Annotated in this window: 30 protein-coding genes; 20 read left to right on the forward strand and 10 right to left on the reverse strand. The window is 34.2% G+C overall.

The genetic code is table 11. The features are described 5' to 3' along the window. Positions 1 to 46 precede the first annotated feature (46 nt). Together ACQVV1_RS13875 and ACQVV1_RS13880 are read left to right on the forward strand one after the other, a co-directional pair. Positions 47 to 1,315 (forward strand): MFS transporter, encoded by a 1,269-nt coding sequence (locus ACQVV1_RS13875; RefSeq protein WP_309259946.1) that lies wholly within the window; start codon positions 47 to 49, stop codon positions 1,313 to 1,315. Between the two features lie 126 nt (positions 1,316 to 1,441). Continuing rightward, positions 1,442 to 1,966 carry a hypothetical protein gene (locus tag ACQVV1_RS13880; RefSeq protein ID WP_242251301.1) on the forward strand — a complete coding sequence of 175 codons (525 nt, stop codon included), beginning with the start codon at positions 1,442 to 1,444 and terminating at the stop codon, positions 1,964 to 1,966. Between the two features lie 40 nt (positions 1,967 to 2,006). On the opposite strand, the gene ACQVV1_RS13885 is transcribed toward ACQVV1_RS13880, so the two are convergent. Continuing rightward, positions 2,007 to 2,900, reverse strand: a complete 894-nt coding sequence (locus ACQVV1_RS13885; RefSeq protein ID WP_431168991.1) for a LysR substrate-binding domain-containing protein — start codon at positions 2,898 to 2,900, stop codon at positions 2,007 to 2,009. A gap of 162 nt (positions 2,901 to 3,062) precedes the next feature. Here ACQVV1_RS13885 and ACQVV1_RS13890 point away from each other — a divergent pair, with 162 nt between their 5' ends. The 5 genes from ACQVV1_RS13890 to ACQVV1_RS13910 are packed head-to-tail and all read left to right on the forward strand — an operon-like array spanning position 3,063 to position 8,854. After that, a complete protein-coding gene (locus ACQVV1_RS13890) occupies positions 3,063 to 4,055 on the forward strand; it encodes an ABC transporter ATP-binding protein (protein WP_431168992.1) in 993 nt (330 codons plus the stop codon). Continuing rightward, positions 4,033 to 5,058, forward strand: a complete 1,026-nt coding sequence (locus tag ACQVV1_RS13895) for an ABC transporter substrate-binding protein (protein ID WP_000714691.1) — start codon at positions 4,033 to 4,035, stop codon at positions 5,056 to 5,058. The genes ACQVV1_RS13890 and ACQVV1_RS13895 overlap by 23 nt, the downstream gene beginning before the upstream one ends. Before the next feature lie 12 nt (positions 5,059 to 5,070). Next, entirely contained in the window at positions 5,071 to 6,741 is a 1,671-nt protein-coding gene (locus ACQVV1_RS13900; protein WP_431168993.1) for an ABC transporter permease, read from the forward strand. Further along, entirely contained in the window at positions 6,738 to 8,000 is a 1,263-nt protein-coding gene (locus ACQVV1_RS13905) for an MBL fold metallo-hydrolase (RefSeq protein ID WP_431168994.1), read from the forward strand. Before ACQVV1_RS13900 ends, ACQVV1_RS13905 begins: the two co-directional genes overlap by 4 nt. A 20-nt stretch (positions 8,001 to 8,020) precedes the next feature. Then, the gene (locus ACQVV1_RS13910) at positions 8,021 to 8,854 is read left to right on the forward strand and encodes a hypothetical protein (RefSeq protein WP_431168995.1); all 834 of its coding nucleotides are present in this window, start codon (positions 8,021 to 8,023) and stop codon (positions 8,852 to 8,854) included. Positions 8,855 to 8,906: 52 nt separating this feature from the next. On the opposite strand, the gene ACQVV1_RS13915 is transcribed toward ACQVV1_RS13910, so the two are convergent. After that, positions 8,907 to 9,329, reverse strand: a complete 423-nt coding sequence (locus ACQVV1_RS13915) for a YfmQ family protein (protein ID WP_309259953.1) — start codon at positions 9,327 to 9,329, stop codon at positions 8,907 to 8,909. 41 nt (positions 9,330 to 9,370) lie between these two features. On the opposite strand from ACQVV1_RS13915, the gene ACQVV1_RS13920 reads away from it, so the two are divergent. From ACQVV1_RS13920 to ACQVV1_RS13950, 7 genes are all read left to right on the forward strand, one after another. Continuing rightward, positions 9,371 to 9,487: a hypothetical protein gene (locus ACQVV1_RS13920; protein ID WP_002011946.1), complete on the forward strand. Its 117-nt coding sequence runs from the start codon at positions 9,371 to 9,373 to the stop codon at positions 9,485 to 9,487. Between the two features lie 65 nt (positions 9,488 to 9,552). Beyond that, entirely contained in the window at positions 9,553 to 9,714 is a 162-nt protein-coding gene (locus tag ACQVV1_RS13925; RefSeq protein ID WP_000108701.1) for a hypothetical protein, read from the forward strand. A gap of 161 nt (positions 9,715 to 9,875) precedes the next feature. Then, entirely contained in the window at positions 9,876 to 10,511 is a 636-nt protein-coding gene (locus tag ACQVV1_RS13930; RefSeq protein WP_431168996.1) for a cupin domain-containing protein, read from the forward strand. A gap of 100 nt (positions 10,512 to 10,611) precedes the next feature. Continuing rightward, positions 10,612 to 11,703, forward strand: a complete 1,092-nt coding sequence (locus tag ACQVV1_RS13935) for a serine hydrolase (RefSeq protein WP_431168997.1) — start codon at positions 10,612 to 10,614, stop codon at positions 11,701 to 11,703. Between the two features lie 50 nt (positions 11,704 to 11,753). Next, on the forward strand, positions 11,754 to 12,413 hold the full coding sequence (locus ACQVV1_RS13940) for a DUF3885 domain-containing protein (protein ID WP_431168998.1): 660 nt from the start codon (positions 11,754 to 11,756) through the stop codon (positions 12,411 to 12,413). Between the two features lie 158 nt (positions 12,414 to 12,571). Further along, positions 12,572 to 13,147: a histidine phosphatase family protein gene (locus tag ACQVV1_RS13945; protein ID WP_431168999.1), complete on the forward strand. Its 576-nt coding sequence runs from the start codon at positions 12,572 to 12,574 to the stop codon at positions 13,145 to 13,147. 89 nt (positions 13,148 to 13,236) lie between these two features. Then, entirely contained in the window at positions 13,237 to 13,608 is a 372-nt protein-coding gene (locus ACQVV1_RS13950) for a hypothetical protein (protein WP_000461767.1), read from the forward strand. An 18-nt stretch (positions 13,609 to 13,626) separates the two neighbouring features. Here ACQVV1_RS13950 and ACQVV1_RS13955 read toward each other — a convergent pair whose 3' ends face one another. The 3 genes from ACQVV1_RS13955 to ACQVV1_RS13965 are packed head-to-tail and all read right to left on the reverse strand — an operon-like array spanning position 13,627 to position 15,244. Next, complete coding sequence (locus tag ACQVV1_RS13955; RefSeq protein ID WP_431169013.1) at positions 13,627 to 14,463, reverse strand: alpha/beta fold hydrolase; 837 nt, start codon at positions 14,461 to 14,463, stop codon at positions 13,627 to 13,629. Between the two features lie 57 nt (positions 14,464 to 14,520). Further along, the gene (locus tag ACQVV1_RS13960; RefSeq protein WP_242251318.1) at positions 14,521 to 14,850 is read right to left on the reverse strand and encodes a DUF3147 family protein; all 330 of its coding nucleotides are present in this window, start codon (positions 14,848 to 14,850) and stop codon (positions 14,521 to 14,523) included. Then, positions 14,834 to 15,244 (reverse strand): MarR family winged helix-turn-helix transcriptional regulator, encoded by a 411-nt coding sequence (locus ACQVV1_RS13965; protein WP_063224041.1) that lies wholly within the window; start codon positions 15,242 to 15,244, stop codon positions 14,834 to 14,836. Before ACQVV1_RS13965 ends, ACQVV1_RS13960 begins: the two co-directional genes overlap by 17 nt. A gap of 124 nt (positions 15,245 to 15,368) precedes the next feature. Here ACQVV1_RS13965 and ACQVV1_RS13970 point away from each other — a divergent pair, with 124 nt between their 5' ends. Beyond that, positions 15,369 to 16,196, forward strand: coding sequence for a PP2C family serine/threonine-protein phosphatase (locus ACQVV1_RS13970; RefSeq protein ID WP_063224040.1), 828 nt, complete (start codon positions 15,369 to 15,371; stop codon positions 16,194 to 16,196). 43 nt (positions 16,197 to 16,239) lie between these two features. Here ACQVV1_RS13970 and asnB read toward each other — a convergent pair whose 3' ends face one another. Beyond that, positions 16,240 to 18,063 carry an asparagine synthase (glutamine-hydrolyzing) gene (gene asnB / locus ACQVV1_RS13975; RefSeq protein WP_431169000.1) on the reverse strand — a complete coding sequence of 608 codons (1,824 nt, stop codon included), beginning with the start codon at positions 18,061 to 18,063 and terminating at the stop codon, positions 16,240 to 16,242. A 264-nt stretch (positions 18,064 to 18,327) separates the two neighbouring features. Between asnB and ACQVV1_RS13980 the strand changes: the two genes are divergently transcribed. Continuing rightward, entirely contained in the window at positions 18,328 to 18,894 is a 567-nt protein-coding gene (locus ACQVV1_RS13980; RefSeq protein WP_270794680.1) for a sigma-70 family RNA polymerase sigma factor, read from the forward strand. Next, positions 18,891 to 19,997, forward strand: a complete 1,107-nt coding sequence (locus ACQVV1_RS13985) for a DUF4179 domain-containing protein (RefSeq protein ID WP_431169001.1) — start codon at positions 18,891 to 18,893, stop codon at positions 19,995 to 19,997. The genes ACQVV1_RS13980 and ACQVV1_RS13985 overlap by 4 nt, the downstream gene beginning before the upstream one ends. A 40-nt stretch (positions 19,998 to 20,037) precedes the next feature. On the opposite strand, the gene ACQVV1_RS13990 is transcribed toward ACQVV1_RS13985, so the two are convergent. Beyond that, complete coding sequence (locus ACQVV1_RS13990; RefSeq protein ID WP_242251322.1) at positions 20,038 to 21,111, reverse strand: beta propeller repeat protein; 1,074 nt, start codon at positions 21,109 to 21,111, stop codon at positions 20,038 to 20,040. Between the two features lie 212 nt (positions 21,112 to 21,323). Between ACQVV1_RS13990 and ACQVV1_RS13995 the strand changes: the two genes are divergently transcribed. Both ACQVV1_RS13995 and fbpA read left to right on the forward strand, forming a co-directional pair. Beyond that, positions 21,324 to 22,223: a cation diffusion facilitator family transporter gene (locus tag ACQVV1_RS13995; protein WP_431169002.1), complete on the forward strand. Its 900-nt coding sequence runs from the start codon at positions 21,324 to 21,326 to the stop codon at positions 22,221 to 22,223. A gap of 193 nt (positions 22,224 to 22,416) precedes the next feature. Next, entirely contained in the window at positions 22,417 to 22,587 is a 171-nt protein-coding gene (gene fbpA, locus ACQVV1_RS14000) for a Fur-regulated basic protein FbpA (protein WP_000098302.1), read from the forward strand. A gap of 56 nt (positions 22,588 to 22,643) precedes the next feature. Here the strand turns inward: fbpA and ACQVV1_RS14005 are convergent, their stop codons facing one another. Both ACQVV1_RS14005 and ACQVV1_RS14010 read right to left on the reverse strand, forming a co-directional pair. Next, the gene (locus tag ACQVV1_RS14005) at positions 22,644 to 23,315 is read right to left on the reverse strand and encodes a GntR family transcriptional regulator (RefSeq protein WP_431169003.1); all 672 of its coding nucleotides are present in this window, start codon (positions 23,313 to 23,315) and stop codon (positions 22,644 to 22,646) included. A gap of 16 nt (positions 23,316 to 23,331) precedes the next feature. After that, positions 23,332 to 24,297: a DMT family transporter gene (locus tag ACQVV1_RS14010; protein ID WP_431169004.1), complete on the reverse strand. Its 966-nt coding sequence runs from the start codon at positions 24,295 to 24,297 to the stop codon at positions 23,332 to 23,334. Between the two features lie 138 nt (positions 24,298 to 24,435). Here ACQVV1_RS14010 and ACQVV1_RS14015 point away from each other — a divergent pair, with 138 nt between their 5' ends. Continuing rightward, positions 24,436 to 24,747: a DUF3784 domain-containing protein gene (locus tag ACQVV1_RS14015; RefSeq protein ID WP_309259961.1), complete on the forward strand. Its 312-nt coding sequence runs from the start codon at positions 24,436 to 24,438 to the stop codon at positions 24,745 to 24,747. Between the two features lie 37 nt (positions 24,748 to 24,784). On the opposite strand, the gene ACQVV1_RS14020 is transcribed toward ACQVV1_RS14015, so the two are convergent. Beyond that, complete coding sequence (locus ACQVV1_RS14020) at positions 24,785 to 25,972, reverse strand: GTP-binding protein (RefSeq protein ID WP_431169005.1); 1,188 nt, start codon at positions 25,970 to 25,972, stop codon at positions 24,785 to 24,787. Positions 25,973 to 26,072 lie beyond the last annotated feature (100 nt).

Genomic DNA, 26,072 nt, shown 5'->3' on the forward strand with positions numbered 1-26,072 from the left:
TATAATAAGTTTAACACAATTTAACTTTTAAGGGGAGAGTATCATAATGGAAGATGTAAGTATAGGTCAAGCTGATTCAAGAATGAAGATTGCAACAAGAAATATCATTTTAATGATGATTGGAAAAATGACGTCTTTATTAGGAGCAGGTATTTATACGTTCGCAATGGGGTTATACGTACTAAAGACAACTGGTTCAGGAATGGGGTTTGCAATTACGCTCGTTTGCGGATCACTTCCAAGGATGATTTGTGGTCCGATTGCAGGTGCTGTAGCAGACCGTGTGAATCGAAAGTGGCTTGTCATTGGTACTGATTTATTAAGTAGTTTAACGATGCTTATTATGTTTATTCTTGCTACTATATTTGGACCATCACTTCTTTTTATTTATATTTCAGCAGCATTATTATCAATTTGTGCAAGTTTTTATTCTGTTGCATTAACGTCGTCTATTCCGAGTTTAGTAGATGAGGGGCGTATTCAAAAAGCGAGTGCTTTAAATCAAACGGCAGCTTCTTTATCAAATATTTTAGGGCCGATTATTGGTGGAGTTGTATTTGGTTTCTTTTCAATTCAGTCGTTCTTTTTGTTAAATAGCATTACATTCTTTTTAGCGGTTATTTTGCAATTATTTATTGTATTTGATTTATATAAAAAAGAAGTAGCTGAGAGTACAGAGCATTTCTTGACGAGTATAAAAGAAGGTTTTTTATATGTAAAACGACAGCATGAAATATATAGCTTAATGAAAATAGCATTGTGGGTAAACTTTTTTGCGTGTGGGCTAACCGTTGCACTTCCATACATTATCATACATACATTGCATTTATCTTCAAAGCAACTCGGTACTGTAGAGGGAATGTTAGCAGTTGGGATGCTAATGGGTGCGATTGCTTTATCAGTGCGTAAAGAAGTGAATAATCCGTTTCGTTCTATTTATACTGGCCTGTTTTTATTTGCGAGTTTAAGTTTATGTACAGTCTTTCCGTTGTTAGTTATCATTCCAAAAGTAGCAAGTTTTATTTACTATATTGCTTTCATGATGTTAACTGGTATAGCAATTATGATTGTAAACATCCCGATGCAAGTACATATGCAAAAAACGACAGATCCGAGCTACCTAGGGCGTGTGTTTGGCCTACTTGAAACAATTGCTACTGCAATCGCACCGCTTGGTATGATTGTATATGGATTATTATTAGATATGTTGCCAACTAGCATTGTTATGATGACAATAGGCGGAGGTTTATTGTTAGTCGTATTAGTTGGAGTAAAGCAACATATGGCGAAAAAACAAGTAGATGTGTCGGCTTAAAAATAAGAAAATAATAAAAATTTGACGTATCATTATAAAAATGACCGAATTAGTATTTTAGTTTTTGAAACTCTTTTTCATGTATGTTACAGTATAGTGAGCAGGCAAAGAAAAGGAGACAACAGCATGAAAAAATTAAGTTTTGTTATGCTTTTTCTATTAGTCGTAATGGCTGGATGCAGCAATTATGACACATATATTGAAACAGGTATGCAATCATTGAAAGATGAAAAATATAGTGATGCAACAATGTGGTTTGAAAAAGCAGAAAAAGAGAAATCAGGAAATGAAGCGAAATCATATAAAGAAGTTGCAGAGAGAATGGATCACGGGGCAACAGCATTAAAAGACGGTAAGTATTTAGAAGCGAAAAATATTGCAAATGAAGTGTTACAAAAGAAAAAAGACGATGTACTTGAAAAAGCTGTAACATCAAATGCAGAGAATTTGCTTCAAAAAGCAAAAGATGTAGAAGAGAAAGTAAATGAAAGAGTAGCCAAACGTAGAAAAGTAGAAGAAGAAGGAATTGATAAACTCATTAAAGCTGTCGATAGCATAGATGACGTGAAAGAAAAAGAGAAAAAAGTTTCAGAAGCATTAGATAAGGCTGAAGAGGCGCAAGCAAAAATTGAAGCGAAGAAAAATAAATAGAGTTATAGTTTAAAAGGCTGTCGTGTATAACGACAGCCTTTTAATTTTTTGCTGTATAAGAAGTGATGCTGTGTAGTAAAAAAGAAATAATCTTAGAATTCCATCTGTCCTCATGATGAATCGTATAAATGTTACGCTGAAATTCAAATCCAGGGATGGGCATATAGCATAGTTCATTTCGTTGTACTTCCTGTTCAATAGCGAGTTTAGAAATAAAAGCGACGCCATTACCATATTTTAAAATTTGTTTCATCGTTTCTAGTGAATCTAATTCAATTTCACATTGGAATGTAATGTTATGTGCTAACGTCCATTGTGTAAGTAAATCTCTCGTTGTAGATGGGTTACGATGCAATAGTATACGTTCTTTTTCAATATCTTGTAGTGATACATTTTCTTTTTTCGAAAAATGATGTTCTTTGGAGAAAGCAAGAACAAGTGTATCAGGCATTACATTTGCCTGTTTTAAAAGTAATTCATCAAACGGTGCTGCGGAAATTACACCGAGATCAATTTCATGATTTTGTAGCATCGTTCGAATCTCAGGAGCTGTTTTTACCATAAGTGTTATTTTTATATTTGGAAATTCGCGTTGAAATTGATGAACAATTTCTGGTAAAAGATAAGTCGCTGGTACATAACTAGCGCCAATTGTTATAGCGCCTTTATGAAAATCTTTAAACTCTTGCGTGACCCGTCTAGCTTCTTTCATAAGTGCATCTATTTTACAAGCATAATGATGTAATGCCTCACCAGCCTCTGTTAAGAAATACCTTCCCGAACGTAATTCGAATAAAGATACACCGAGTTCCTCTTCTAGGCTTTTTATATGGAATGTAATAGTAGGTTGTTTAACACCTAGTTTTTCTGCAACGATCGTAAGCTTTTTGTATTTCTTAATAAGCACTACAATTTCCAATTTTAAGAGATTCATTATGAATTGCCGCCTTTTTTATTTTAACTATAGAAAAAATCTATAGAAATAAATAGTTTATTAGAAGTTTTTTAATTTAATCTTTACAGTACATTAACATTCAGTATAAATCTTCCATATAGAATGAAAGCAGGTTAAGAGTGAGGGGAGAGAGGTGAAACGATGGACATTAAAATTATTGGATTAGAAAAGAATTTTGGAAAAACGCAGGCGTTAAAGCCGTTACAAATTGTCATGAAACAAGGTGAATTCACCACACTTTTAGGGCCTTCGGGATGCGGAAAAACGACTTTACTTAGAATGATTGCAGGACTTGAAGAGCCAGATAAGGGTGAAATATATTTTGGAGATACGTGCATGTATTCTGGTGCAAAAAAAATAAAAACATCTCCTCATGAACGTAATATCGGTATGGTATTTCAAGATTTTGCTTTATGGCCACACATGACTGTATTTGAAAATGTCGCATTTGGTTTAAGGGCTACAAAGCAAACGAATCAATTACGGGAAAAAGTAGAAGATGCGATAAAGCGAGTTCGCCTGCAAGGAATGGAGAAAAGATATCCGCATGAACTCTCTGGCGGACAGCAGCAACGTGTCGCATTTGCTAGAGCGATTGTAACAAAGCCACATTTTATTTTGTTTGATGAACCGCTCAGTGCACTCGATGCAATTTTACGAGAAGAAATGAGAGTAGAGCTTATGGATATCGTTCATTCGATCGGTTTAACGGCATTGTATGTAACGCACGATCAAACAGAAGCTATGTCAATGTCAGACCAAATTATTGTTATGAAACAAGGAGAAGTATTACAAAAAGGAACACCAGAAGATATTTATGTGAAGCCATCTCATGAATTTGTTGCAAAATTTGTTGGTAAGGCAAATTGGCTTGTAGAGGGTAAACAAATGGTTCGTCCAGAGTATGTGAGCTGGACGAAAAATGAAGTGTGTGAAATGTATACAGGTGAAATTCAGCACGTTACATATGTAGGAGAACGTTATGAAGTGAAAGTAGACATGGGGACACTCGGTGTATGGACAGCTTATCACACTAGTAAGCTAAGCATCGGGAAACCAGTATCGTTATATGTACCGGAAAAATGTATTCATCATATAGGGGGAGAATCGTATGAAGAAATTCAGTTCGCTTAAGTCTTTATTTGTATGTACTTTACTGTTTTCTGCAGTAGTAACAGGGTGTAGCTCAAAGACAGGTAATGCAGATGCAAAAAGTAAAACTACTAATGAAAAGAAAATTGTTGTATATAGTGCAGGGCCAAAAGGATTAGCAGAAAAAATTCAAAAGGACTTTGAAAAGAAAACGGGTATAAAAGTGGAAATGTTTCAAGGGACAACTGGAAAAATTTTAGCGAGAATGGAAGCTGAAAAGAAAAAACCAGTCGTTGACGTAGTGGTACTTGCTTCTTTACCAGCGATGGAAGGATTAAAGAAAGATGGTCAAACGTTAGCTTATAAAGAAGCGAAACAAGCTGATAAACTTCGTTCTGAATGGTCGGATGATAAAGGACATTATTTTGGATATAGTGCTTCAGCATTAGGAATTGTGTACAATACAAAAAATGTGAAGACAGCACCTGAAGATTGGAGCGATATAACAAAAGGAGAATGGAAAGGGAAGGTGAATCTTCCAGATCCAGCACTTTCAGGTTCGGCTTTAGACTTTGTAACAGGATACGTGAAAAAGAATGGAAAAGATGGATGGAACTTATTTGAACAACTTAAGAAAAATGAAGTTACAGTAGCGGGGGCAAACCAAGAAGCATTAGATCCAGTTGTAACAGGTGCAAAAGATATGGTCATTGCGGGTGTTGATTATATGACGTACAGTGCAAAAGCAAAGGGTGAACCAGTTGATATCGTATATCCAAAAAGCGGAACAGTCATTAGTCCACGCGCAGCAGGTATTATGAAGGATAGTAAAAATGTAGAAGGTGCAAAAGAGTTTATTGATTATTTATTATCAGATGATGTGCAAAAACAAATTTCTAAAGCATATTTATTGCCTGGTAGAACAGATATAAAAGCTGAAAATAGACCAAATGTGGAAGAGATTCCAGTATTAAATATTGATTGGAAAACAGTTGAGAAAGAACAAGATGAAATAGGAAAACAATTTAAGAAAGTATTTCAATAAGATGGTGATTACATGGTAAATCGATTCGTATCAGTAAGACAAGTTGGAATGACGGTAGCGTTGTTACTTGTGGCGATGTTAATCGTCATTCCGCTTTTTCTCATTTTACTTTCTAGTGTATATGAAAATAGTAGTTGGGATTTTTTAAAGCCTTTTGAAGTGATGCAGAGTGGTGGATTAGCTGGGATTTTTCTAAACTCGATGCTTCTCGGTGTACTTGTAGTAATAGGAGCTACTGTATTTGCATTTCCATTGGCTTTCATTATGAGCAAAACAGATGTCGGAAAGTATAGCAAGCTAGATATTGTTTTTATGATTCCATTTATGACTCCGCCGTATATTGGATCGATGGGCTGGATTTTGTTCATGCAACCGAACGGCTATTTCGAACAGTTTTTTCCGATGCTAAAGACGATATCATCCTCATTTTTTAGTTTAGGAGGTATGGTTTTAATTATGAGTCTGCATTTATTCCCATTCCTTTATTTCATGTTGAAAAACACGTTACTTCAAATTGGGAGTAGTAAAGAAGAAGCAGCAGCAGTTCATGGCGGAAGCTTCTTCTATCGTTTAAGAAAAATAATATTGCCGTTATTAGTATCAAGTTATGTAATGGGTGCTTTACTCATTTTCGTAAAGACGATTGCTGAATTTGGAACGCCGGCTACATTCGGGCGGAGAATAGGGTTCCATGTGCTAACATCAGAAATTCATAAATTTATTTCGAGTTGGCCGATTGATTTTAGTAGTGCAACAGCATTGTCTTCTTTATTACTTAGCGCGTGTATGCTCATTTGGTATATGCAAAATGTATTAAATCGAAAATATTCATATGCAATGGTTAGTGGGAAAGGTGTGAAATCTAAAAGGTATACTTTGTCCATCGTTACACGTGTTGTAGCATGGATTTATGTAATTGGTTTATTAATCGTATCAATTGGAATCCCATACTTTTCTATATTGATTGCTTCTTTGTCAAAATTAAGAGGCGGCGGTTTACATGTAAATAACTTTACAACGAGTCATTATGAAGCATTGTTTACAATGGGATCCCCAGGATTAGAAGCTTTATGGAACAGTTTTCTTTTTTCACTTATAACAGCAATTATTGCTGTTATGATTGGAGTGTTTTTGGCACTTATGATCCGAAGGGGGAAAAAGTCCTCTGAAAAATGGCTTGATATGTGCGGTATGTTACCGAATATGGTACCAGGAATTGTGATGGTTGTAGGTCTTATATTATTTTGGAACTCACCCTATATGCCTCTGTACATTTACAATACACCAGTTATGGTTATTGTAACGTATGTTGTTCTTTTTTTACCTTATACGGTGCAGTATGTAAAAGCATCGCTCGGACAAATTGATGATTCTCTTGTACAGGCAGGAAGTATTTTTTCTGGAAATTATATTTATATTTTTAGAAAAATAATATTACCTCTTATTATCCCAGGCATTCTTGCTGGATGGGCGATGACATTTACGATATCGATAAGAGAGTTAGTAGCATCGCTTCTCGTACTACCTCCATCAGTAGAAACGTCAGCAACATTTATTTTTGCTCAATTTGAACAAGGAGAAGTATCTATAGGAATGGCGATGGCTGTCGTTTCTGTTGGACTTACAACAATGTGCTTATTACTTCTGCAACATATGGAGCAAAAACGAAAAGGGGTAGCATGATGAGGATGGAAGTATGGGGAGGAGCGGGAGAATACGGTCGTTCCTGCTATTTTGTGAAAAATAAAGAGACGAAAATATTATTTGATTGTGGTATTAATCGATCATATGAGGATAGTTATCCAAAAATAGAGAGGGAAGTTGTGCCGTTTTTAGATGCAGTATTTTTATCACATATTCATGAAGATCATACGATGGGTTTACCTTTATTAGCGAAGTATGGATATAAGAAAAAAATTTGGACGACTCGTTATACGAAGGAGCAACTTCCAACTTATTATGAAAAATGGAGAAACTACAATCTGACGCGAGGATGGAATGTACCTTATAGTGATCAAAACATAAAGGATTTAAATTATGTATATATTGATGAGATTAGTAATCCAAATGAATGGATACAAATTACTCCTACATTGCGGTTTCAATGGGGGTATAGTGGGCATGTATTAGGGGCTGTTTGGTTTTTAGTGGATATGAGTCATACATATGTATTTTATTCTGGCGATTATTCAGCAGAGTCTAACATACTACGAGCTAATTTACCTGAGAAATTGCATGTCGATATAAAAGTTGCAATCGTAGATGCCGCGTATCACACTGATGATGTTTCGCAAAATGAACGAGTAGACGAACTATGTGCAGAAATTGAACGAGTTGCTCAAAAGAAGGGAATGGCATTATTACCATTGCCATCGCTTGGTAGAGCGCAAGATATCGTATTGTATTTATATGAAAAATATAAAGGACTTCCCATTATAGTAGATCAAGAAATTTTGGATGGATTCGAAGAGATGATCGTATATAAAGATTGGATCAAAAATAATGAAGAACTTGAAGAGCTAATGGAGAGTTTAAAAAGAAACGTAATAGTTATGGATGATGACATTGGTACGCAACATAGTTATGGAATAGTTGTAATGAGTGATGCGAATATGCAAACGAAACGAGCTCAATTATATTATGAACAAATTCAGTATGAAGAACGAAATTCTATTATCTTTACTGGACATATTGCTAAAGGGAGTTTTGCAGAAAAAGTTTTGAAAGAACGTGTAGGCAAAGAATGTAGGGTGAAGCGAGTTCCATATAAAGTTCATCAAAGTATAAGAGATGTGAAAGAGATGTTAAATACATTATTACCGGAACATACGGTGTTAGTACATGCTTTGAAAGAGGATACGGATCGATTACAAAAAAAACTTAGCGTAGCTGGGTATGAAAATATATATTCACTTACTATGGAACGTATAGAAGTCATTTAAAATGTAAGGGAGATAGGTATATGAAAAAGGTATTTGTATTCGTAAGCATTTTCTTTTGTTGTTTCCTTTATAACGTTAAGGAAGGGTTTGCTGCTAGTCCAATGGAACCTAGTTTTGAAGTGAAATTATTAGTAAAACCAGAACAAGTACTAGGTCCTAACAAAGAGATGAAGCAAGAAGTACTAGAATATTTCCAGGCGGTTACAAATTATGAAAGGATACAAGTGCAATTTTTAGATACGGCAAATAAAAATTTAAGTAATGAAGGTTGGTTTGCGAGAATTCGAAAGAAAGAATTTAGTAAAGATTTTGAGCTAACATATAAAAAAAGATATCCGATTCAAAATGGTGTAATTCAAGATGCACTAGAAGTAGCTAAAGAAGATGGATTTGATAGTAAAACGGATAATTATGAGGCAGAAATAGACTGGGGATTTGAGAAGAAAACGTTAAGTATTTCAAATAAGAAAAGTTATAGTGCTAAAGGATATGGAGTACTTGATTTACCAAACGAACAAGCTGCTCAAAACATGTTAATAGAGAAGTTACCAGGGAAAATGAACAAATGGTTGTATAAGAATTGGGGAGAAGAGATGTTAAGGAATTCTCGTATTTATGGTCCTGTATTAATGAAAAGGTATACAGGTGAATTTCAAAATAGTAAAACGAATATTGAAGTTTGGCCACTAAGTAATACAGGGAAAATAGAAGATGATTTCGTAATAGAAGTGTCGTTTAAAACAAATGAGGAGAGTATTGCGAAAGAACAAAGAGAATTATTAATGAAGAGTTTAGAACAAAAAGGATGGCTGTTACCGAAAGATAGTTTGAAGACAGAGCTTATTTTTCAGTGAATAGTAAAAAGGAATCCATATGTCATGGATTCCTTTTTCAAATATATGAGTATTAAGCTAAATCAGCTGACACGAACATATCACTATTTTGAAGATTTTTAGAGCGTAAACTATAAGCAACTACTTTCTTTTTATGTTGCTTAACAACATCAACATGCTCTTCATGGCTATAAATATAAAATGTAAAATCTTTTTTGCCACGTTTTGCATGAATAATTAAAGGAGTACCTTCATTGTGTGGCGGTGCATAATAGCGATCTAAAAATAAACCTTCGTTAAAATCATGAATAATTTTGGATTTCTTTTCACCTTCTACGTTATTTCCATGGATTGTAACAGTCACATTCTCTTCTTCGAGTTGTGGATGTGTTTCGTACTTGCTAATAATGGATTCAATAACAGTGTTAGGAAGGCTAGAAACAATAATTTTAAATGCCCCAAATACAACTAACATTACAATAAACCAAGTCGTCATACTATATCATCCCCTTTTTCCTATTAAATAATATAACTCATATGGTAATAGTACATATGGTGAAGTTTTGTATAATTTGTGAAAAATATGCTATTTTCACGAACGAAATATTAGAAAAATCAATTTTGTTACAAAAAGTTGAAATCGAAGTATTTTAAAAGAAAAAGGTTTATAATAAAAATATAACTAATAACCACATTACTAATTACAAGGAAGTGTAACTATGAGTACTGTAGCAATCGTGTATGGTATTATTCTTTCCACAATTATCGTTTTATTTTTCGTTGGGGTTTCACGTTATATTCATAAATGGAAAGAAGGCGTTGCGAAATTAAATCACATTGAAGAAGAACTTAGTGATTTAATGTTACATCATGGTAAGTAAAAAGTTTATTTTTAGCTAATTAATGTAAAGAATATCACAAAACATGCTCTCCTTATGAAGGCATGTTTTTTTGTTATATCAATGCTTAGGCACATTCATACATTTTTTCCATACGATACAGTGTGAAAGTCGAAATGTTCGGAGTGGAAAAGAGGGATAAAATGAGTAGTTCAGGTTATGTTCCAGATAATAAAAATTTAAAGAAAAGTTCAGGAACTCCAAATCTTTTCTTTGATTCAAGAAAAAATATCTTTTTTAAAAGGGATGAGAAAAACGTTGCATATGAAGTTACGTCAACGCAGTTACCAGCGATGATAGGAGGAGCGTTTGTTGATTTGTTTATGACAAAAGGGCATATGCGAGAACCGCATTGGCATCCGAATGCGTGGGAATTGGATGTTGTTGTATCAGGAGAAGCAATTACATCTATCTTAAATCCCGAAACGAATCAATTGCAAAATTATCATGTAAAAGCGGGGCAAACTGTATTTATTCCAATGGGATGGTGGCATTGGATCACAGCGGTAACAGAAGAAGTACAATTACATTTGTTCTTCAATAATGATCAGTTTGAAACAGCAGAAGGGTCAGACATACTTAGATTAACACCACCAGAAGTATTTCAAGCTGCATACGGTGTAAGTGCAGAAAAATTAGGGAAGGAACTTTCGCCAATTAAGGAGTCAGTTGTAATTGGTCCTCCTAATTCAAATCGACTAAAAAGTGTTAAAGAAAGTGACGACTCAAATATAGTCGTTACGTTAAATGGACAAATAACATCATGTAAAATAGAGTAACTCTTTCTTTTTTAGGAAGAGTTACTCTATTTTGTATAAATTTGTAATTTAATTCGTTATAATGATTATATAGAAGCGGATTTATTAGAGGGGGCATATTGTGAACATATTAAAGATTATAGGAATTGTTGCAGGAGTGATTATAGTAGCCGTTATAGCTTTCTTTGTCATTATGAAGTACTATTTGTCAAAAGAAGATCCTGGTTATGTATTAAAGTACATAAAAGAACATAAAGATGATGAAACATGCTCATTATTTATTAAAAGAAATGGAGAAGTATTAACTTCTATAAATACAAATAAAAAATTACCATTAGCGAGTACGGCGAAAATCGTCATAGCAGTTGAATTTGCTAAGCAAGTGTCAGAAGGAAAAATAAGTCGAGATGAACAAATTTCATTGCACGAGTTAGAAAAATATTACGTTAAAAACACTGATGGTGGAGCGCATCCTGACTGGTTAGAAGATGCTAAAGCGAGAGAATTAGTGAAAAATGGACAGATCGCTTTAGAAGAAGTCGCTAAAGGGATGATTCATTATAGTTCTAATGCAAATACAACATATTTGTTAGATAAGCTTGGAATAGAAAGAGTAAATGAAAGTATAAAAGAGTTAGAGCTTACTAGTCATGACAAGTTCTCTTCGTATACTGCTTCATTATATATGAGAGGGTATGTAGAAAAAGAGCTTCATGAGCCAGAAAATCAATCGTTAGAAATGATACGTAACATGTCAAAGGATGAGTATAATAAACATGTATTACAAATTCATGAATGGATGAAAGACGAAGAAGAATGGAAAAAACGGGATATCCCATTAAAGGTAGATATGGAATTTCAGCGAATTTGGTCAGATCGATTAGTGGGTGCAAACGCTAAAGATTATATGAGTATAATGGAAAAAATAAATAGTAGAAAGTATTTTCCCAAATCAATGCAAGAAGAAATCGAGAACATTTTCAAAGGAACAGTTAAAAATAGTAAGTTCGAATATGCTGGTCAAAAAGGTGGTTCTACCGCATTCGTATTGACAAAAAGCTTGTATACTACAGATAAGAAAGGGAATAAAGTAGAAGTTGTCATTATGTTTAACGATATAGAAGATCAAGTTGCATATCAAAAGCTGAGAAATAATGTAGATTATTTTATTCGAGACATTATAACAAGTGAGGAATTCAAAAATAAATTATAATAGAATAATTTTATTATGTAAACAAGATGCTATTAAAGGTAGGTGTTGAGATGAGGTTGAATGAGTATATGCTTGAAACGTTTCCAAATTTAGAACTTAGACCACCTCTATTTTATAATGGGGATATTGGTATTCGCTTTAGACTAGGTGTGAATTATGATTGCAATAACATTTATGAAAACTGCCCATATTTAGAAGGCGTTTATAATAGAGCGATTACTTTATTTCAGTCTTTACATGCAACAGAAGATGATATTTATATCGTAGTGGATGTAAATGACTATGCAGACGGTGAAACTTTCAAACACAAATTGAATATCTTTTCTAAGTATGTCAAAGAGAAGTCCGATTTGTTTAAGTTACAGAAAAATACAATCCCTTATATTTTTCCAGAAGACGATGAAGACGATGAAGACGATGAAGACGGGGTATATAAAACGCATAGATATACTTTGAAATGTAAAGTTTCAGACTTGAAATACATTCCTATGCTAAAAGCAATTTGTAATCAAGATATGGGAATAAAACCGAGTATTTTTCATAGGGTGTATTTTATAAATGTTAACAAGAATACTATATTTCACGTTTATGATGATAGAGGTTGTGATGTATTAGCTACCTCCCCCAATACAATTAGGGATATTTATCATACATATAATGATTGGATATTAGAATACGATAGAAATAAAATCGATAAAGTATTTAATTGAATGTAGTCTATTTTAATTGAGGGAAATACCATATGAGGTGTTTCCCTTTTATTAATATGAAAATCAACATTTAAATTTGACAGCACTTATTATAAAGGTAAAGGGATTTGATGGTAATGTATTGAATTTGGATAGAAATAAAAAAGGGGGATGAATAAATGACGACAATATATTTCGTTCGCCATGCCCATTCTACATATACAAAAGACGAACGGGAACGGCCTTTATCTGAAAAAGGGCATTGTGACGCAGAGAATGTAACGCACTTATTAAAAGATAAACATATAGATGTTGTGATCTCTAGCCCGTACAAAAGAGCAATTCAAACTGTACAAGGAATTGCGAATACATATAATATATCGATACAAATAGAAGAAGATTTACGAGAAAGGTTATTAAGTTCAGAGCCAGTAGCAGATTTTAATGATGCTATTGAGAATGTGTGGGAAGATTGGAGTTTTGCATACGAAGGCGGAGAATCAAATGATGTAGCACAAAGACGCGCTGTAATATGTATGCAAAGTATATTAAAAAAATATAAAGGTAAGAATATTGTAATAGGTACGCATGGGAATATTATGGTATTACTTATGAATTATTTTGATTCAAAATATGATTTTCAGTTTTGGAAAACCATTCATATGCCTGATGTGTATAAATTAGTTTTTGATAATAATCGTTTCAGTTCTGCTGAAAGATTAGAGTCTACAGATTATCAGATAAATAATTTGTAAAAGTTTATCAAAAAAAGAGGAAAGAGAGATGTTATTGTAGAAGTATGACTTTGTAACATAAAAAATATATGTTAAAGGAGGCTGTTTACATGTTTGAGAAAGAGAAAGAAGGGCTTATTGAAGTTCACAACGTATATGAAATTGCACCAGCAGATGGAACAATTATTGGTATGGCAACGGAAGAAGAAATGGAAATTGCTGCTGAACTAGAGCTGCAGTACTATGCCCATTCTCGTTTGTTAGAAGCAAATATTCAGTTAGACGGTTCCTCCTACAAAGAGTTACTTCAGGAGTTCCAGGAGTACGAAAGAAAATCAATGAGCTTTTGGCGAGCAATACATAAGCGTTTAGCTGTGCCATGGGCATGGGTATTACGTATTGATGTTGCGAATGGTCCTATATATGTAAGTAATGGGAATTCGTATTACGAAGAAATCGATGATGAAGAAGATTATGAATAGATAAGTAAGGAAGCAGCTTTAGTTGCTTCCTTTTTTTATTTTTAGGGAGTGAACCGCTTCGATGATAATATCTGGTCGATCATTTTCTATCCCATGACTAGCATGTTCAGCAACTATATATTGGCTATTTATTGAGATTTGTAATTGTTCATGAAGCAGTTTTTGCCACATTGCTTCAAGTTGTATCGCTTCCTCTTTTGGCATGCCGTCCGCAGTCAACTTAGTAATAGAATATTGAGGGTCTCTACCTATAACGATTAAAGATGTTTCTAATGTTTTATATAGCTCTTTTATTGAGCGGGCACAATTTTTCCACTCACATAGTTCAGAAGCTGTCGCTTTATATAATGAAGGAGAGGTAGAAAATTCAATTTGCTGTCTTGATTGATCGGCTAGCATTGGTTTTAGTTCATTATAAAGCATGTCTACATCCATTTGGGAGTATATATTATATTTTTGCAGCCACATATCATCAGAATCAGTCTGATCAGAAATTGGTAAATGAAGTTCATCTAATCGGTGTAAGTTCATAGAAGTAGAATCAACTAAAATAAGTGCTTGCAACTTATCTTCATGTAACATCGCAAAATGTTGTGCACATAAGCCTCCATAGGAATGATCAATGAGAATGATAGGCTCGTGAATAGCTAATTTCTGTAGTAACATATGTAGCTCTTTTGTCACTTGTCTTGTAGTACGCGAATAATTCCCTAATTGACTTCTTCCGTAACCTGGGCGATGGTATGAAACGACTGTAAAATGTTGTGAAAGCTTTTCTATAATAGGAAGCCAATCATAAAACGAGCAACTCATTCCGGTTTGAATGACTACAGTTTGTTTACTACTTCCTTTTATATTTACTTCTATATTTTTTCCTAATACCTCTACAATTTTACGAATAATAATCCCCACCTAAGCTTGAAATAATTTTTGACAAGCAAAAACAATGCACCAAACACCTATACCGAATAGGACAGATGTACTAAGTGAAAACGAATTTTTTAAACCAATATAGACGATAAATAATAGTAGTGCGGATGCAGGAAATCCATATAATACGCCTATAGCAAATTGGCTCAATTCTTGTTTGTTCCCGCCTTCGAAAGAAATCCAAAATAGGCTTAGTAAACTTACGAGAGGAAGGGCAGCAATAAAGCCGCCTATCGTACTAAAATGTTTAGCGACTTCAGTAATAACGCCGATAATAAGTGCCGAAACAATTACTTTAACGAGGAAATGCATACTTTGCCTCCTTCGCTAATAACGAAAAGGCTTTTTCTATTAATTGTTGTTCTTCTTTTGATAACTGAGATTCTAATATTTTTATCTTTTCTTTATCTAGTAAAGTATGCTTTTCTAATACTTCAATTCCTTCTTTCGTTAATGTAAGGTTCACCACTCGTTCATCTTGTTTGTTTCTTTCTTTTATGATAAATCCTTTTTGAATAAGGCGCTTTACATGCTCAGACGCTGTGTTATGGGAGAGACTAAGCTCAGTAGCAACTTTTCCAATTGTTATATCTTTCTCACGAGAAACGATTTGTAAAATACGAATAGCTTGGTGGGAAAGGTTGTCTTCATACTCATATCGTAAGTGATAATAAATGCTTTCCCAATGTTCATTGATGTCTTTCATAATAATATATCCCCCTGTTTTTATATCGTATAATAAGATATATTCGTTAACTTAGAAGTAAAATCCTTTTATTTGGATAAAAAATATTGAAAAAGTTTATTTTTATTGAAATATAAGGTAATCTATGTGTAAAGGTATACATTTAGCAAGAGAGAGGATGATAGCTGTGAATACATTCAAATGGATGAGTCATGAACAGATGTATGTAGATGAAATACATGTTGAAAAATGTGGTCCTCTTTCAGTCGGCGTATATGGGGGGAATCAAGAGAGTGATGCATTTGAACGAGGAGATGCGGTGCTTGCTTGGTGGGATCCTGAATTACAATTTGAATTTGTTATGATTTTTGATACACACCACAAAACAAAAAATATAGATTATATAATAGAAGCAATTTCAGAAAGAAAAGAGAAACTAAAAGAGTTATTTTCCTACCCGATACATTTAGCTTTTCATCATACACATATGTACTTATTAGCGTTATTTACAGATGAGTTGTTTATTGAAAAATGTGATCAAGAGGATGAGGAACTTGCATGTTTAATATGTTTACGAAAAGGTGAATTTTTATATTGGCTATCAGTTGGTGATTGCTTCGCTTATTTATTTCATTCTGAGAAAACGAAAAATGGAAAAGGGCGATTAAATAAACGGAAGAATTACGAATATATCGGTAGGAAAAATATTTTTGCAGCAAATACACCTTGCTTTACGTCAGGTGTAAGAGGATTAGAAAAAGGAATGAATCACATTGTAATGGCAACGGACGGTATTTTAGAGTGTGATAAACGAAGGTTTGATGATGAGCAATCTTTAATAGAAATATTGCACGACGGAAGTTGCTTGCAGATTGAACCAGTATTAACAAATGTACTGCAGTGGAAAGGTAGAGATTGCGCCACAATTATTGGATGGTCCATTGACACTGAAAATAAACAATGTGCTAATTAATATAAAAAGGAGTTCAAGGTTTTTGTCCTTGAACTCCTTTTTGTTAAGCGATATGGATGTGATACGTTTTTAACCATTCATTTACTTGAAGCATATATTCCATAGCACTTCTTGCTTCGAAATTGTTAATTTCTTTATTACTCTGATCGGCAATGGCAAGTAATGTGGAATGATTAATAAGTGAGAAAATAGGATTGTTTTTATTACTGCACATGTCGAGTGATAAATGACGGATTGTTTGTAAATAATGTGGGTCTTGTGAAGTTGGATACGCACTTTTTCTTCTATTGCGTACATCGTCAGGTAAAGCAGGTTTCAGTGCTCTACGTAAAATGCCTTTTTCAATATTATCAATGCTTTTTATGTTGAAAGGAACGTTCCATAAATATTCAACTAATCTATAATCGCAAAATGGTACACGAACTTCAAATCCTACAGCCATACTCATACGGTCTTTACGGTCAAGTAAGAATGGGAGAAATCTCGTTAAAAATAAATAAAACATTTGACGTTGTTTCGCGGATTTTTTACTTTCGCCTTCAAGAGTAGGTACTTCAAGTATCGCTTCTTGGAATCGTGTATCAATATAGTTTTCTAGATTACATTGGTTACTTACTTCATTTAGTAGAAGAGGAGATGTATTCTTCCAATTTGTTAGCCAAGGAAACTTATCTACATATAGTAATTCTTCTTGATGAAACCAAGGGTATCCACCGAATACTTCATCAGCAGATTCGCCGGATAAAGCTACGGTCGCATCTTTTTTCATTTCGCAAAATAGTAAATATAGTGAAGTTTCCATTTCACCAGCGCTCGGTAAATCTTTTGCAAGAAGGGGAACGAATAAGTGTTTTGCTAATTCTTCAGCATTCACAATAATATCATGATGAGATGTCCCTACATGTTCAGAAACGCGTTTTACCCAAGGAGCGTCTAAACCAGTGCGAGCAAATGTCAGCTCGAAATCTTTTGCGCTATTTACGAAGTCAACGGAATACGTATGAAGTGTTTTATTTTCAGCAGCAAATTCTTTCCCCGCTAGTGCAGTAATACCGCTAGAATCTAATCCTCCTGATAACATGCAAACGAGAGGGACGTCGGCAATTAATTGTCTTTTTACTGTATCTTGTAAAATAGATAAAATATGTGATGATGTATCTTCTATAGAATCTGTATGGATCTTACTTTCTAAATTCCAATACTTTTGAACCACTTTTTTATCACGTGTAAATGTTATAGAATGTCCGGCACGCACTTCCTGAATATGTTTAAAGACGCCACATCCTGGAGTTCGAAATAAGCCTAATCCAAATATTTCATTTATGCCATTCGCATCAATTTCAGCAGGGACAGATGGATGAGCTAATAATGCTTTTATTTCAGAGCCGAAAATAATACTGTCATTTCTTTCTGTATAAAAGAGTGGTTTTACGCCTAAATGATCACGAGCTAAAAACAGTTGTTGCTTCTGATCATCCCATAAGGCGAAAGCGAAAATGCCGTTTAAATGTTGTACGCAGTATTCTTTCCATTCTAAATAAGCATGTAGTAACACTTCTGTATCTGAATGCGTTTCAAATGTATGACCACATTTTTGAAGTTGTTCCCTCAGTTCACGGAAATTATAAATTTCCCCATTATAAGTAAGAGCATACGTATAATCACCAGTACGAAATGTCTTCGGCTGTGTTCCGCCTTCTGGATCAATTACAATTAAACGCCGGTGTGCAAAGGCCGCACGAGGTGAAAACCAAAATCCTTCAGCATCAGGACCACGATGCTGAATACTATTTGCCATATTTTCTAAAATAACATGTTCATTAGAAAGATCTTTATTCCAATTTACCCAACCTGTAATTCCACACATACACATCTCATCTCCTAATTTTAAAAAGTAGATTAACGAAATAAAATGTACACTAAGTTAAAGAATGACTATATAAATAGTGTACTACATGAATTAAATTACAGACTTGAGAAAATTTTCTTTGAATGCATAGTTATGTGAGACAATGGCTAAGGGAAAGTATTCCATTACATACAAAAAATAATAAAAAGATGAGAGAAAATATTTTTTAAGACGTTATATAGGGTGTAAAAGCTTTTACAAAAAAATAAGGGGAATCGCTACATGAAATCAAATGAGAAAAATTATATAAAAAGATTAAAGCGGCAAAAAGAAGATGCGCTAGAATTTGTTGTCGATACATATTTACCACTCATAAAGGGAATCACGCACAAAGTTCTGCTTCCGGTTCAAAATGATGGATTGATAGAGGAATGTGTAAATGATATTTTCCTATCCATTTGGAATAATGCAAATAAGTTTCATGGGGAGCCGAGTGATTTTAAAAAATGGATTGCGGCAATTGCGAAGTTTAAAGCAATTGATTATTACCGGAAAGCGACTAAAAAAGTAGAAATTATTTCGGATGAATTTCATATCAGTACGGAGAAATCAGCAGAAGACGAATTAATCGTTATGGAAGATAGAGAAGAATTATTGAAGCTTATTAATCAATTAGAACCGTTAGATCAAAAAGTGTTCATTATGAAATATCTTCTCGGTATGAAGACCGAGGAAATAGGAGACAAGTTAGGATTAACCCGGGCAGCAATCGATAATCGAGTGTACCGGGGGAAAAAGAAACTACAACAAAATGCTACGAATATTAGTTTTGGAGGTAGTGCAATATGAAAGACATTTATGAACTATTAAATGATATTGATATAGATGAAAAAGAACTTAAGGAAATTGAGACTTCTGAAATTGAAAAAGAAAAAGTGAAGCGTAACTTAAAACAATCGATACGTACGAAGAAAAAGATGAAAAGTTGGAAAAAGGGTGTCGCTGCTGCATCTATTTTAGTCGGCGTATCGGTTGCCATGCTTGGCATCGGATTTCCTACATACGCTGGAGGATTACCAATAGTAGGGGACATATTCCGATTTTTAGATAATGGTAGAACAGGGTTATATGAAAATTATAAAGAGTTTTCGACTGAATTGAATATGACGCGGGAGAGTAATGGGGTTAAGGTTACAATTAATGATGCTGTGTTCGATGGTAGAACAATCACAATCACATACTCTATTGAGAGTGATAAAGATTTAGGGGAGAAGCCAAATATATTTGGATATCCGCAGGTGATGGGGTTTAATGGCGGGGGAGGAAGCTCTCAAGTAACAAAAGTTGGAGAGAAAAAGTACGTAGGTATGACTACAATGAGTGGTAATAGTAGTAAAAGGTTAGATGTTGCAAATGTTTGGTGGGATATGGAAGAAATTGAGATGGATTATAAAGGTAATTCAATTAAGGGGAATTGGAATTTCGCACTTAGTTTAAAGGCAATGGATAGTAAGGAAGTAAAGGTTAATGGGGCTTCTGAAAATGAATTAATAAAAGTAAATATAGACAAAATGGAAGTAACCCCGATGTCATTTATCGTTTTTTTCAATCAGGAAGAATCTAAGGCGTTACGAAGTATATGGGATAGCGCTGATGTGGAATTAGAAATAAAAGATGATTTAGGAAATAAATATGCAGGTGAAGGAAATGGTGGAACTAGTACAGTAGCAGAGCCACATAAAAGTAGTTGGAGTGCTACATTCCAAAAGTTAAACGAAAATGCAACAAAGCTTATCGTTACACCTCGTGTGCACTTACGAGTGCATACACCTGAAAATCATGGTGGAGTGGAGTATGTGAATGGAAAAGAGAAGAAAATTGAAGTGCCGAATAAAGAAGCGAAAAAGAAAGATATTATATTAGATGATATCGTTATTGATTTAAAGAAATAAAAGAGAGACTGCCTAAAACCATTAGGCAGTCTTTTTTTCGTTAAGAACTAGTAACGAGCAACGCATGCGGATGCTGCGTTTTATACTCATCTTTCCACGGAATGTTTAGTTGTTCCCACGATTCGCCGCTAGTAGTGGATTGAAACACGCCATTGTTATTTAAAGTGTAAAATGTATGTGGTTCTGCTTCGTTTGTCGCAAGCATCGAAATGACTGTACCGATTGCTGATGGTAGTCCTTGCTGTACTTGCTGGAACGGAGTATCTTTCGTTTTACGATAAATATAAGATTCATAAGGAATACGGTGATGAGCAAGATCAGCACTCGGTGCAGCAGAAACGAGAATTGTATCGCAATCAGCTGGATCGATAGCCATGCTATATAAATAATGATGCTCCAGTCCATCACTACATGAAATCCAGTTGTTTCCGCTGTTATAACTTTCAAGGTATGCGCGATCAGGTCCGCCCATAAACCCGTCACCACATGATGCATAAAGGCGATTTGGGGCTTCAGGGTGCATGAGTAATTGATGAGCATCGATAGGAGCACCGAATTTTTTATCAATCCATGTATGTCCTTTATCGTTACTTTGAATAACAGCACCAGCTTCAATTGAAACATGAATTGTATTTGGATTGTTTGGATCAACTGTAATCCAGCGTACGTGATGAGTAAAAGGTCTAGGCGGGAAAGCCCACGTATAAGAAGATAATAATGATTTCATATTTTTAAGTTCCGTCCACGTTTCACCACCATTTTCAGAGCGGAATAAAGCGCTCGGTTCTGTGCCAACATAAACGACGCCATAGCCGTTAACTTGTTCATTAGGGCTTATCGTAATGGAAGTGATTGAAGAATGTAAAATACCATCTTCTTTCGGGAAATCAAAGTAACGATAAGAATCTCCAATCGGTCTCCACGAATCTCCACTATCGTCACTTAACCAGAGGCCTCGTCCAAATGTACCGCAATATATACGATTCTTTTGAAATGGATCAACAGCGATACAGGTAGGCTGCATATTTTGTAAGTGATACGCTGTTTCATAGTTACCATATTGTTCTTTCACTACAACAAGTTCACGCTCCATACAGAGAAATAAACGTTTCATTTTCGTAACCTCCTTAAAAATTCTTTCATTAGTAAACAATATGAAGCTGAAAAAGAAGTAGTCTTATTTTTTGTTGAGAAAAAGGACTTATTTAAAAAGTAGCGAAGTTTGTATACAGAGGAAGCGGGCGTTTACGGGCAATTAATACGGGATAAAGACGGGGAGTTTGTTTCATACTAATGTACAGATATTGCACTTAAAGGAGCATTTGTATGGGACATTCGCATGATCATGGGCATTCTAACAATAAAAAGGCGTTACTACTTGCATTCTTACTAACAACAAGTTTTATGATTGCTGAAGTAATTGGCGGGTTTGTAACAAATAGCTTAGCACTATTATCTGACGCGGGGCATATGTTAAGTGATGCAGTATCTTTAGCTTTAAGTTTACTTGCGTTTAAGCTCGGAGAAAAAACAGCAACAATTGCGAAAACATATGGATATAAGCGAGTCGAAATGTTAGCGGCATTATGCAACGGTGTCGTTCTTATTGTCATTTCAGTATACATTTTTATTGAAGCAATTCGCCGTTTTAAAGAACCAGTTGAGATTGCTAGTAATGGAATGCTCATTATTGCTGTACTTGGTCTGCTTATTAATATTTTATCAGCTTGGATATTAATGAGAGGCGGCGATGTGAAAGGTAATTTGAATTTAAGAAGTGCTTTCTTACACGTATTAGGTGATCTATTAGGATCAGTTGGAGCGATTATTGCTGCGCTACTTATTAAATTTTTCGGATGGACTGCTGCAGATGCGATTGCTAGTATTCTTGTGTCTATTTTAGTCATTATTAGTGGATGGCGTGTCACACGTGATACGGTTCATATATTAATGGAAGGTGCACCACAGCACATAAATGTTGAAGAGGTAAAAAGTACATTATTAAATATTCCGGTTGTAAAAGAAGTTCATGATTTGCACATATGGTCTGTCACATCGGATTTTCAAGTATTAACTTGCCACTTAATTATTGAAGGTAATGAAACGCAAAATGTATTAAAAGAGGCTACGGATGTATTAAAGGAGAAGTTTCATGTAGAACATGTCACCATTCAAGTAGAAATAGATGGTGAATTTCATCATAGTGAGACAACTTGCAAAGTATGAAAGAAAAAGGATAAGAAAAAGTGTCATAACATTTTTTGTACGGCATACATATATATAATGTGGCCACAAATACTTTGCAAGGTAAATATTTCATGAAATTACTTTACTTATAAAGAGTCATCTTTTATAATCAAAAGTGGTAATTGATAAAGATTATCATTTTCAATGATCGTAGAAAGGAGTTTTTTAAAAGATGAGTAGTCAACTCCGTTTTGCTGTTGAAAATCGTAAGAGGCATTTAATTGATGAGTTAATTGGAGCAGGTGTGTTTAAAATTCGCGACCGACAATTATACGAGCTGTCTTTAGAGGAATTGGAAAAAGAGTACGAAGATATGGAAGATTATGCGAATATTCAGGCATAGCTATATAAATTAGTAAAAGGTGAGCTGGTTACGATTTTGTGTAGCCAGCTCTTTTATTATTTTGTAGAAATTATTCTTTGTATTTCTTTCATTGGACGGAGCCAGTTTTGAGACATCATTTGTTCCATTTGTTTTTCGTCCTGCTTCTGCAATGCTTGAATAATAGAATAATGTTCTTCAATAGATTGACTTGCTGGAACAAAGTTTTGGAAAAACAAATATTCAAGGCGTAAAACGTGAAGTTGCATATTTTCTAGAAAGGGTTCAATATATTGGTTTTTAGCAATAGAAGAAATTGTATTGTGAAATTGTATATCTAATTCTAAAGCTTGTTTTGAGTTTTTTTTCTCTATAGAGCACTGAAAATCATCATTTATTTCAGAAAGTAGTTTAATGTCAACGTCTGTAATGTTTTGAAGTGCTTGCTTTCCTATAATAGAGTGAAGACCAGCCATCGTTTCATAAATGATAGATATGTCGTCTAACTTAATAGGAGCAATTTTCGTTTTTTGTCCAGGTACCATTTCCACTAAACCAGAAAGTTCTAATATTTGAAGTGCTTCTCTTACAGGTGTTCGGCTTACTCCTAGTGCTTCAGCCAATTCCCCATCATTGATTTTTTCATCAGGTTGAAGTACGCCTTCAATAATCCAATCTTGTAGTTGATTTAAAACGAGTGATTTTGCCGAAACTCTTCCTGGTTTTTTATAATTTTGAGGGACAGGCATAGTGAATTCAATCCTTTCATTGTATAGTTTCCTTTTTGGCATTAACAAGCTTTAATTTTTGTTTTCCTTCATCCGGTTTTTGGCTTAAGATGAGTACCATAACAATGACACAAAAAGCGCCTAATAACTGAAAAGATTGAAAGGGCACGTGCAATATAAGTACAGAAGAAATAATAGCTGCGAGTGGTTCTGTGCAACCGAATAATGTTGTTTCTTTCGGAGTCAGGTATCGTATGCTGTCTAAGTATAAATAAAAGGCAATAAGTGTCCCGAAAATGACGACAAATGTGATGAGTGGTAGGGTACTTAGTTTTACATATTTCATAGTCGATAATAAAATGAATTCGTTTGTAGAAATAAAGTGTAGAATCGTTACACCAATACCCCCAATAATCATGCCCCATCCAACGATAACAGAGGAAGACCATTTTTCTAACAATTCCTTTGAATATAAACTATAAAAAGCAAGAGATAATCCAGATAAAATGCCCCAAACAATAGCTGGTGTAGAAACAGCCAAGTTATGAACAGACCCGTTTGTTAGTAAGAGAAAAGTACCTACTAATGAAAGAGTAATTGAAATGAAATCAATTTTTGATGGACGAACGTTCCATTTGAAAAGTAAGTATACAGTGATGAATATAGGAGCTAAATATTGTAATAATGTTGCGACGGCAGCATTTCCTTCTTTAATAGAAGCAAAATATGTGTACTGTACAGCAAGCATACCGAATAGGCCAAACAATATCATTTTATAAGCATCCGATCTTTGTTTCCATATGCCGAATATTTCTTTTTTTCTCGTTCCGAATGATGAAATAATGAGCAAGATAACGCCGGATATAAGCAATCGAATTGTAACTAACCATTCAGTAGAAACATTGTCATATTGAAAAAGTTGTTGTGCAGCTGTTCCGGACACCCCCCATAAACAAGCACCGATTATGACCATTATAATTCCTTTTAATCGATTGGGATTCATATGATTTAAAATCCGCCTTTCTGAAAATAGATATTGGATACAATATGCAATATATCACGAAATGGAGTATTAATAAACTGAAATTTCTTATTAAAAACTTTTTTTGTGTGTAGTAAAATATTGTAAAGGGGGGATGATATGCAAGCGGGATTTTTGGTTTGTTTATTTGTTGGATTACTTATTATCTTTTTAGGATATCAAATACAGGTGAAAAAGCGATTGTTTTTGTTGGCAGGTTATCAGGAAGAGACGTTTGTTGGAGATAAAAATAAATTAGCGAAGCTTTCAGGGGTGTTTTCTTATATAGTCGGAGTTTCCACAATCATATTACCGTTTGGCCTAGAAAAAATAGGTGATGTGGTTGCGATCGTATATATTATATTAGTTGTTTTAGGGACAATTGTGTTTATTATTAAAGCGAATCTGCTAAATAAGAGTACGACAAAGTGAAGAAGGCTCCATTTTAAGGAAGCCTTCTTGTTGTTTATTATGAACTGTAAGTAAAAGCTGGAATAGGATCAATAAATATATCCCAATCTTGTTTCATTTCTTTCTCTGTTAGTAGACAACTATCTAATGATTGTTCAATTAAAGAACAATTCATGTCAATTCCGATAAATACGAGCTCAGTTATTCGATCTCCATATTGTTCATCCCAGTTTTTTAATACTTCCGGTTCTTCTGCAATCATTTGATTTCTTTCAGTTTCAGGTAATGCTGCTATCCATTCACCAGCTCCTTGAATTGTAATAGAGGAACCTGCTTGAGATAGAAGCCCTATCATATTATTTCGAGATGCAAGCCAGAAAAAGCCTTTCGCTCTTACAACATCAACAGGCCATTTTTCTAACCAATTCATAAGACGCTCAGGATGGAAAGGGTATTTACGACGGTACACAAAGGAATTGATACCGTATTCTTCCGTTTCGGGTGTATGATGTTCACTGTTTAATTCCTGTATCCAGCCAGCCGATTGACTGGCTTCCTCATAATTGAATAAATTTGTATTTAAAATTTCTTGCAGTGGTACGTTGCTAAATGAAGATTCAATAATTTTTGCACTAGGGTTTAGTCTCTTTAGTAAATAATGAAGTTCTATCATATCTTCTTTTTCTAGTAGGTCTATCTTATTAAGGATAATTACATTTGCAAACTCAATTTGATCTATTAATAAATCAATAACTTCCCGAGTATCATTTTCATCGATTGCTTGTTTTCGATCTAATAAACTTTCTCCATCTGCAAAATCATCCCAAAATCTATTTGCATCTACAACGGTAACCATCGTGTCGAGGCGACAATTTGTTGTTAAATCAATGTTAAGAACTTCATCTGTATAAGTAAACGTTTGAGCAACTGGAATAGGCTCACTTATACCAGAAGATTCAATTACAATATAGTCAATATCTCCGTTTTCAACAAGACGATTCACTTCTATTATTAAATCTTCTCGTAGTGTACAACAAATACAGCCATTTTGAATTTCTACTAGTTTTTCCTCCGTACGTGAAAAACCACCTTTTTTTATAAGGGAGGCATCAATGTTTATTTCGCTCATATCATTAACGATAACAGCTACTTTTAAGTTGTTCTTATTAGTCAAAATATGATGTATTAAGGTAGTTTTTCCGGCTCCTAAAAACCCACTTAATACAGTGATAGGTACTTTTTTCATGAAATTCTCTCTCCCCTTTAAATCGTAATGATTACGTTTTATAATAAGTGATGAAAAAGAAAAAATCAATAATAAATCATAATGATTACGATTTAAGAAT

Source organism: Bacillus basilensis, assembly GCF_050630465.1.
Taxonomy (GTDB): Bacteria; Bacillota; Bacilli; order Bacillales; family Bacillaceae_G; genus Bacillus_A; species Bacillus_A basilensis.

Coding starts and splice junctions, on each gene's coding strand:
- ACQVV1_RS13925 (WP_000108701.1), top strand. CDS start 9,553: ATGAGTACTGTAGCAATCGTGTATGGTATTATTCTTTCCACAATTATC.
- ACQVV1_RS13915 (WP_309259953.1), bottom strand. CDS start 9,329: ATGACGACTTGGTTTATTGTAATGTTAGTTGTATTTGGGGCATTTAAA.
- ACQVV1_RS13890 (WP_431168992.1), top strand. CDS start 3,063: ATGGACATTAAAATTATTGGATTAGAAAAGAATTTTGGAAAAACGCAG.
- ACQVV1_RS14010 (WP_431169004.1), bottom strand. CDS start 24,297: ATGAATCCCAATCGATTAAAAGGAATTATAATGGTCATAATCGGTGCT.
- ACQVV1_RS13985 (WP_431169001.1), top strand. CDS start 18,891: ATGAAAGACATTTATGAACTATTAAATGATATTGATATAGATGAAAAA.
- ACQVV1_RS13895 (WP_000714691.1), top strand. CDS start 4,033: ATGAAGAAATTCAGTTCGCTTAAGTCTTTATTTGTATGTACTTTACTG.
- asnB (WP_431169000.1), bottom strand. CDS start 18,063: ATGTGTGGAATTACAGGTTGGGTAAATTGGAATAAAGATCTTTCTAAT.
- ACQVV1_RS13885 (WP_431168991.1), bottom strand. CDS start 2,900: ATGAATCTCTTAAAATTGGAAATTGTAGTGCTTATTAAGAAATACAAA.
- ACQVV1_RS13970 (WP_063224040.1), top strand. CDS start 15,369: ATGTGTAAAGGTATACATTTAGCAAGAGAGAGGATGATAGCTGTGAAT.
- ACQVV1_RS13900 (WP_431168993.1), top strand. CDS start 5,071: ATGGTAAATCGATTCGTATCAGTAAGACAAGTTGGAATGACGGTAGCG.
- ACQVV1_RS13880 (WP_242251301.1), top strand. CDS start 1,442: ATGAAAAAATTAAGTTTTGTTATGCTTTTTCTATTAGTCGTAATGGCT.
- ACQVV1_RS13960 (WP_242251318.1), bottom strand. CDS start 14,850: ATGCATTTCCTCGTTAAAGTAATTGTTTCGGCACTTATTATCGGCGTT.
- ACQVV1_RS13920 (WP_002011946.1), top strand. CDS start 9,371: ATGGTAATAGTACATATGGTGAAGTTTTGTATAATTTGTGAAAAATAT.
- ACQVV1_RS13995 (WP_431169002.1), top strand. CDS start 21,324: ATGGGACATTCGCATGATCATGGGCATTCTAACAATAAAAAGGCGTTA.
- ACQVV1_RS13875 (WP_309259946.1), top strand. CDS start 47: ATGGAAGATGTAAGTATAGGTCAAGCTGATTCAAGAATGAAGATTGCA.
- ACQVV1_RS13905 (WP_431168994.1), top strand. CDS start 6,738: ATGATGAGGATGGAAGTATGGGGAGGAGCGGGAGAATACGGTCGTTCC.
- ACQVV1_RS13940 (WP_431168998.1), top strand. CDS start 11,754: ATGAGGTTGAATGAGTATATGCTTGAAACGTTTCCAAATTTAGAACTT.
- ACQVV1_RS13910 (WP_431168995.1), top strand. CDS start 8,021: ATGAAAAAGGTATTTGTATTCGTAAGCATTTTCTTTTGTTGTTTCCTT.
- ACQVV1_RS14005 (WP_431169003.1), bottom strand. CDS start 23,315: ATGCCTGTCCCTCAAAATTATAAAAAACCAGGAAGAGTTTCGGCAAAA.
- ACQVV1_RS13980 (WP_270794680.1), top strand. CDS start 18,328: ATGAAATCAAATGAGAAAAATTATATAAAAAGATTAAAGCGGCAAAAA.
- ACQVV1_RS13930 (WP_431168996.1), top strand. CDS start 9,876: ATGAGTAGTTCAGGTTATGTTCCAGATAATAAAAATTTAAAGAAAAGT.
- ACQVV1_RS14015 (WP_309259961.1), top strand. CDS start 24,436: ATGCAAGCGGGATTTTTGGTTTGTTTATTTGTTGGATTACTTATTATC.
- ACQVV1_RS13965 (WP_063224041.1), bottom strand. CDS start 15,244: ATGAAAGACATCAATGAACATTGGGAAAGCATTTATTATCACTTACGA.
- ACQVV1_RS14020 (WP_431169005.1), bottom strand. CDS start 25,972: ATGAAAAAAGTACCTATCACTGTATTAAGTGGGTTTTTAGGAGCCGGA.
- ACQVV1_RS13945 (WP_431168999.1), top strand. CDS start 12,572: ATGACGACAATATATTTCGTTCGCCATGCCCATTCTACATATACAAAA.
- fbpA (WP_000098302.1), top strand. CDS start 22,417: ATGAGTAGTCAACTCCGTTTTGCTGTTGAAAATCGTAAGAGGCATTTA.
- ACQVV1_RS13990 (WP_242251322.1), bottom strand. CDS start 21,111: ATGAAACGTTTATTTCTCTGTATGGAGCGTGAACTTGTTGTAGTGAAA.
- ACQVV1_RS13950 (WP_000461767.1), top strand. CDS start 13,237: ATGTTTGAGAAAGAGAAAGAAGGGCTTATTGAAGTTCACAACGTATAT.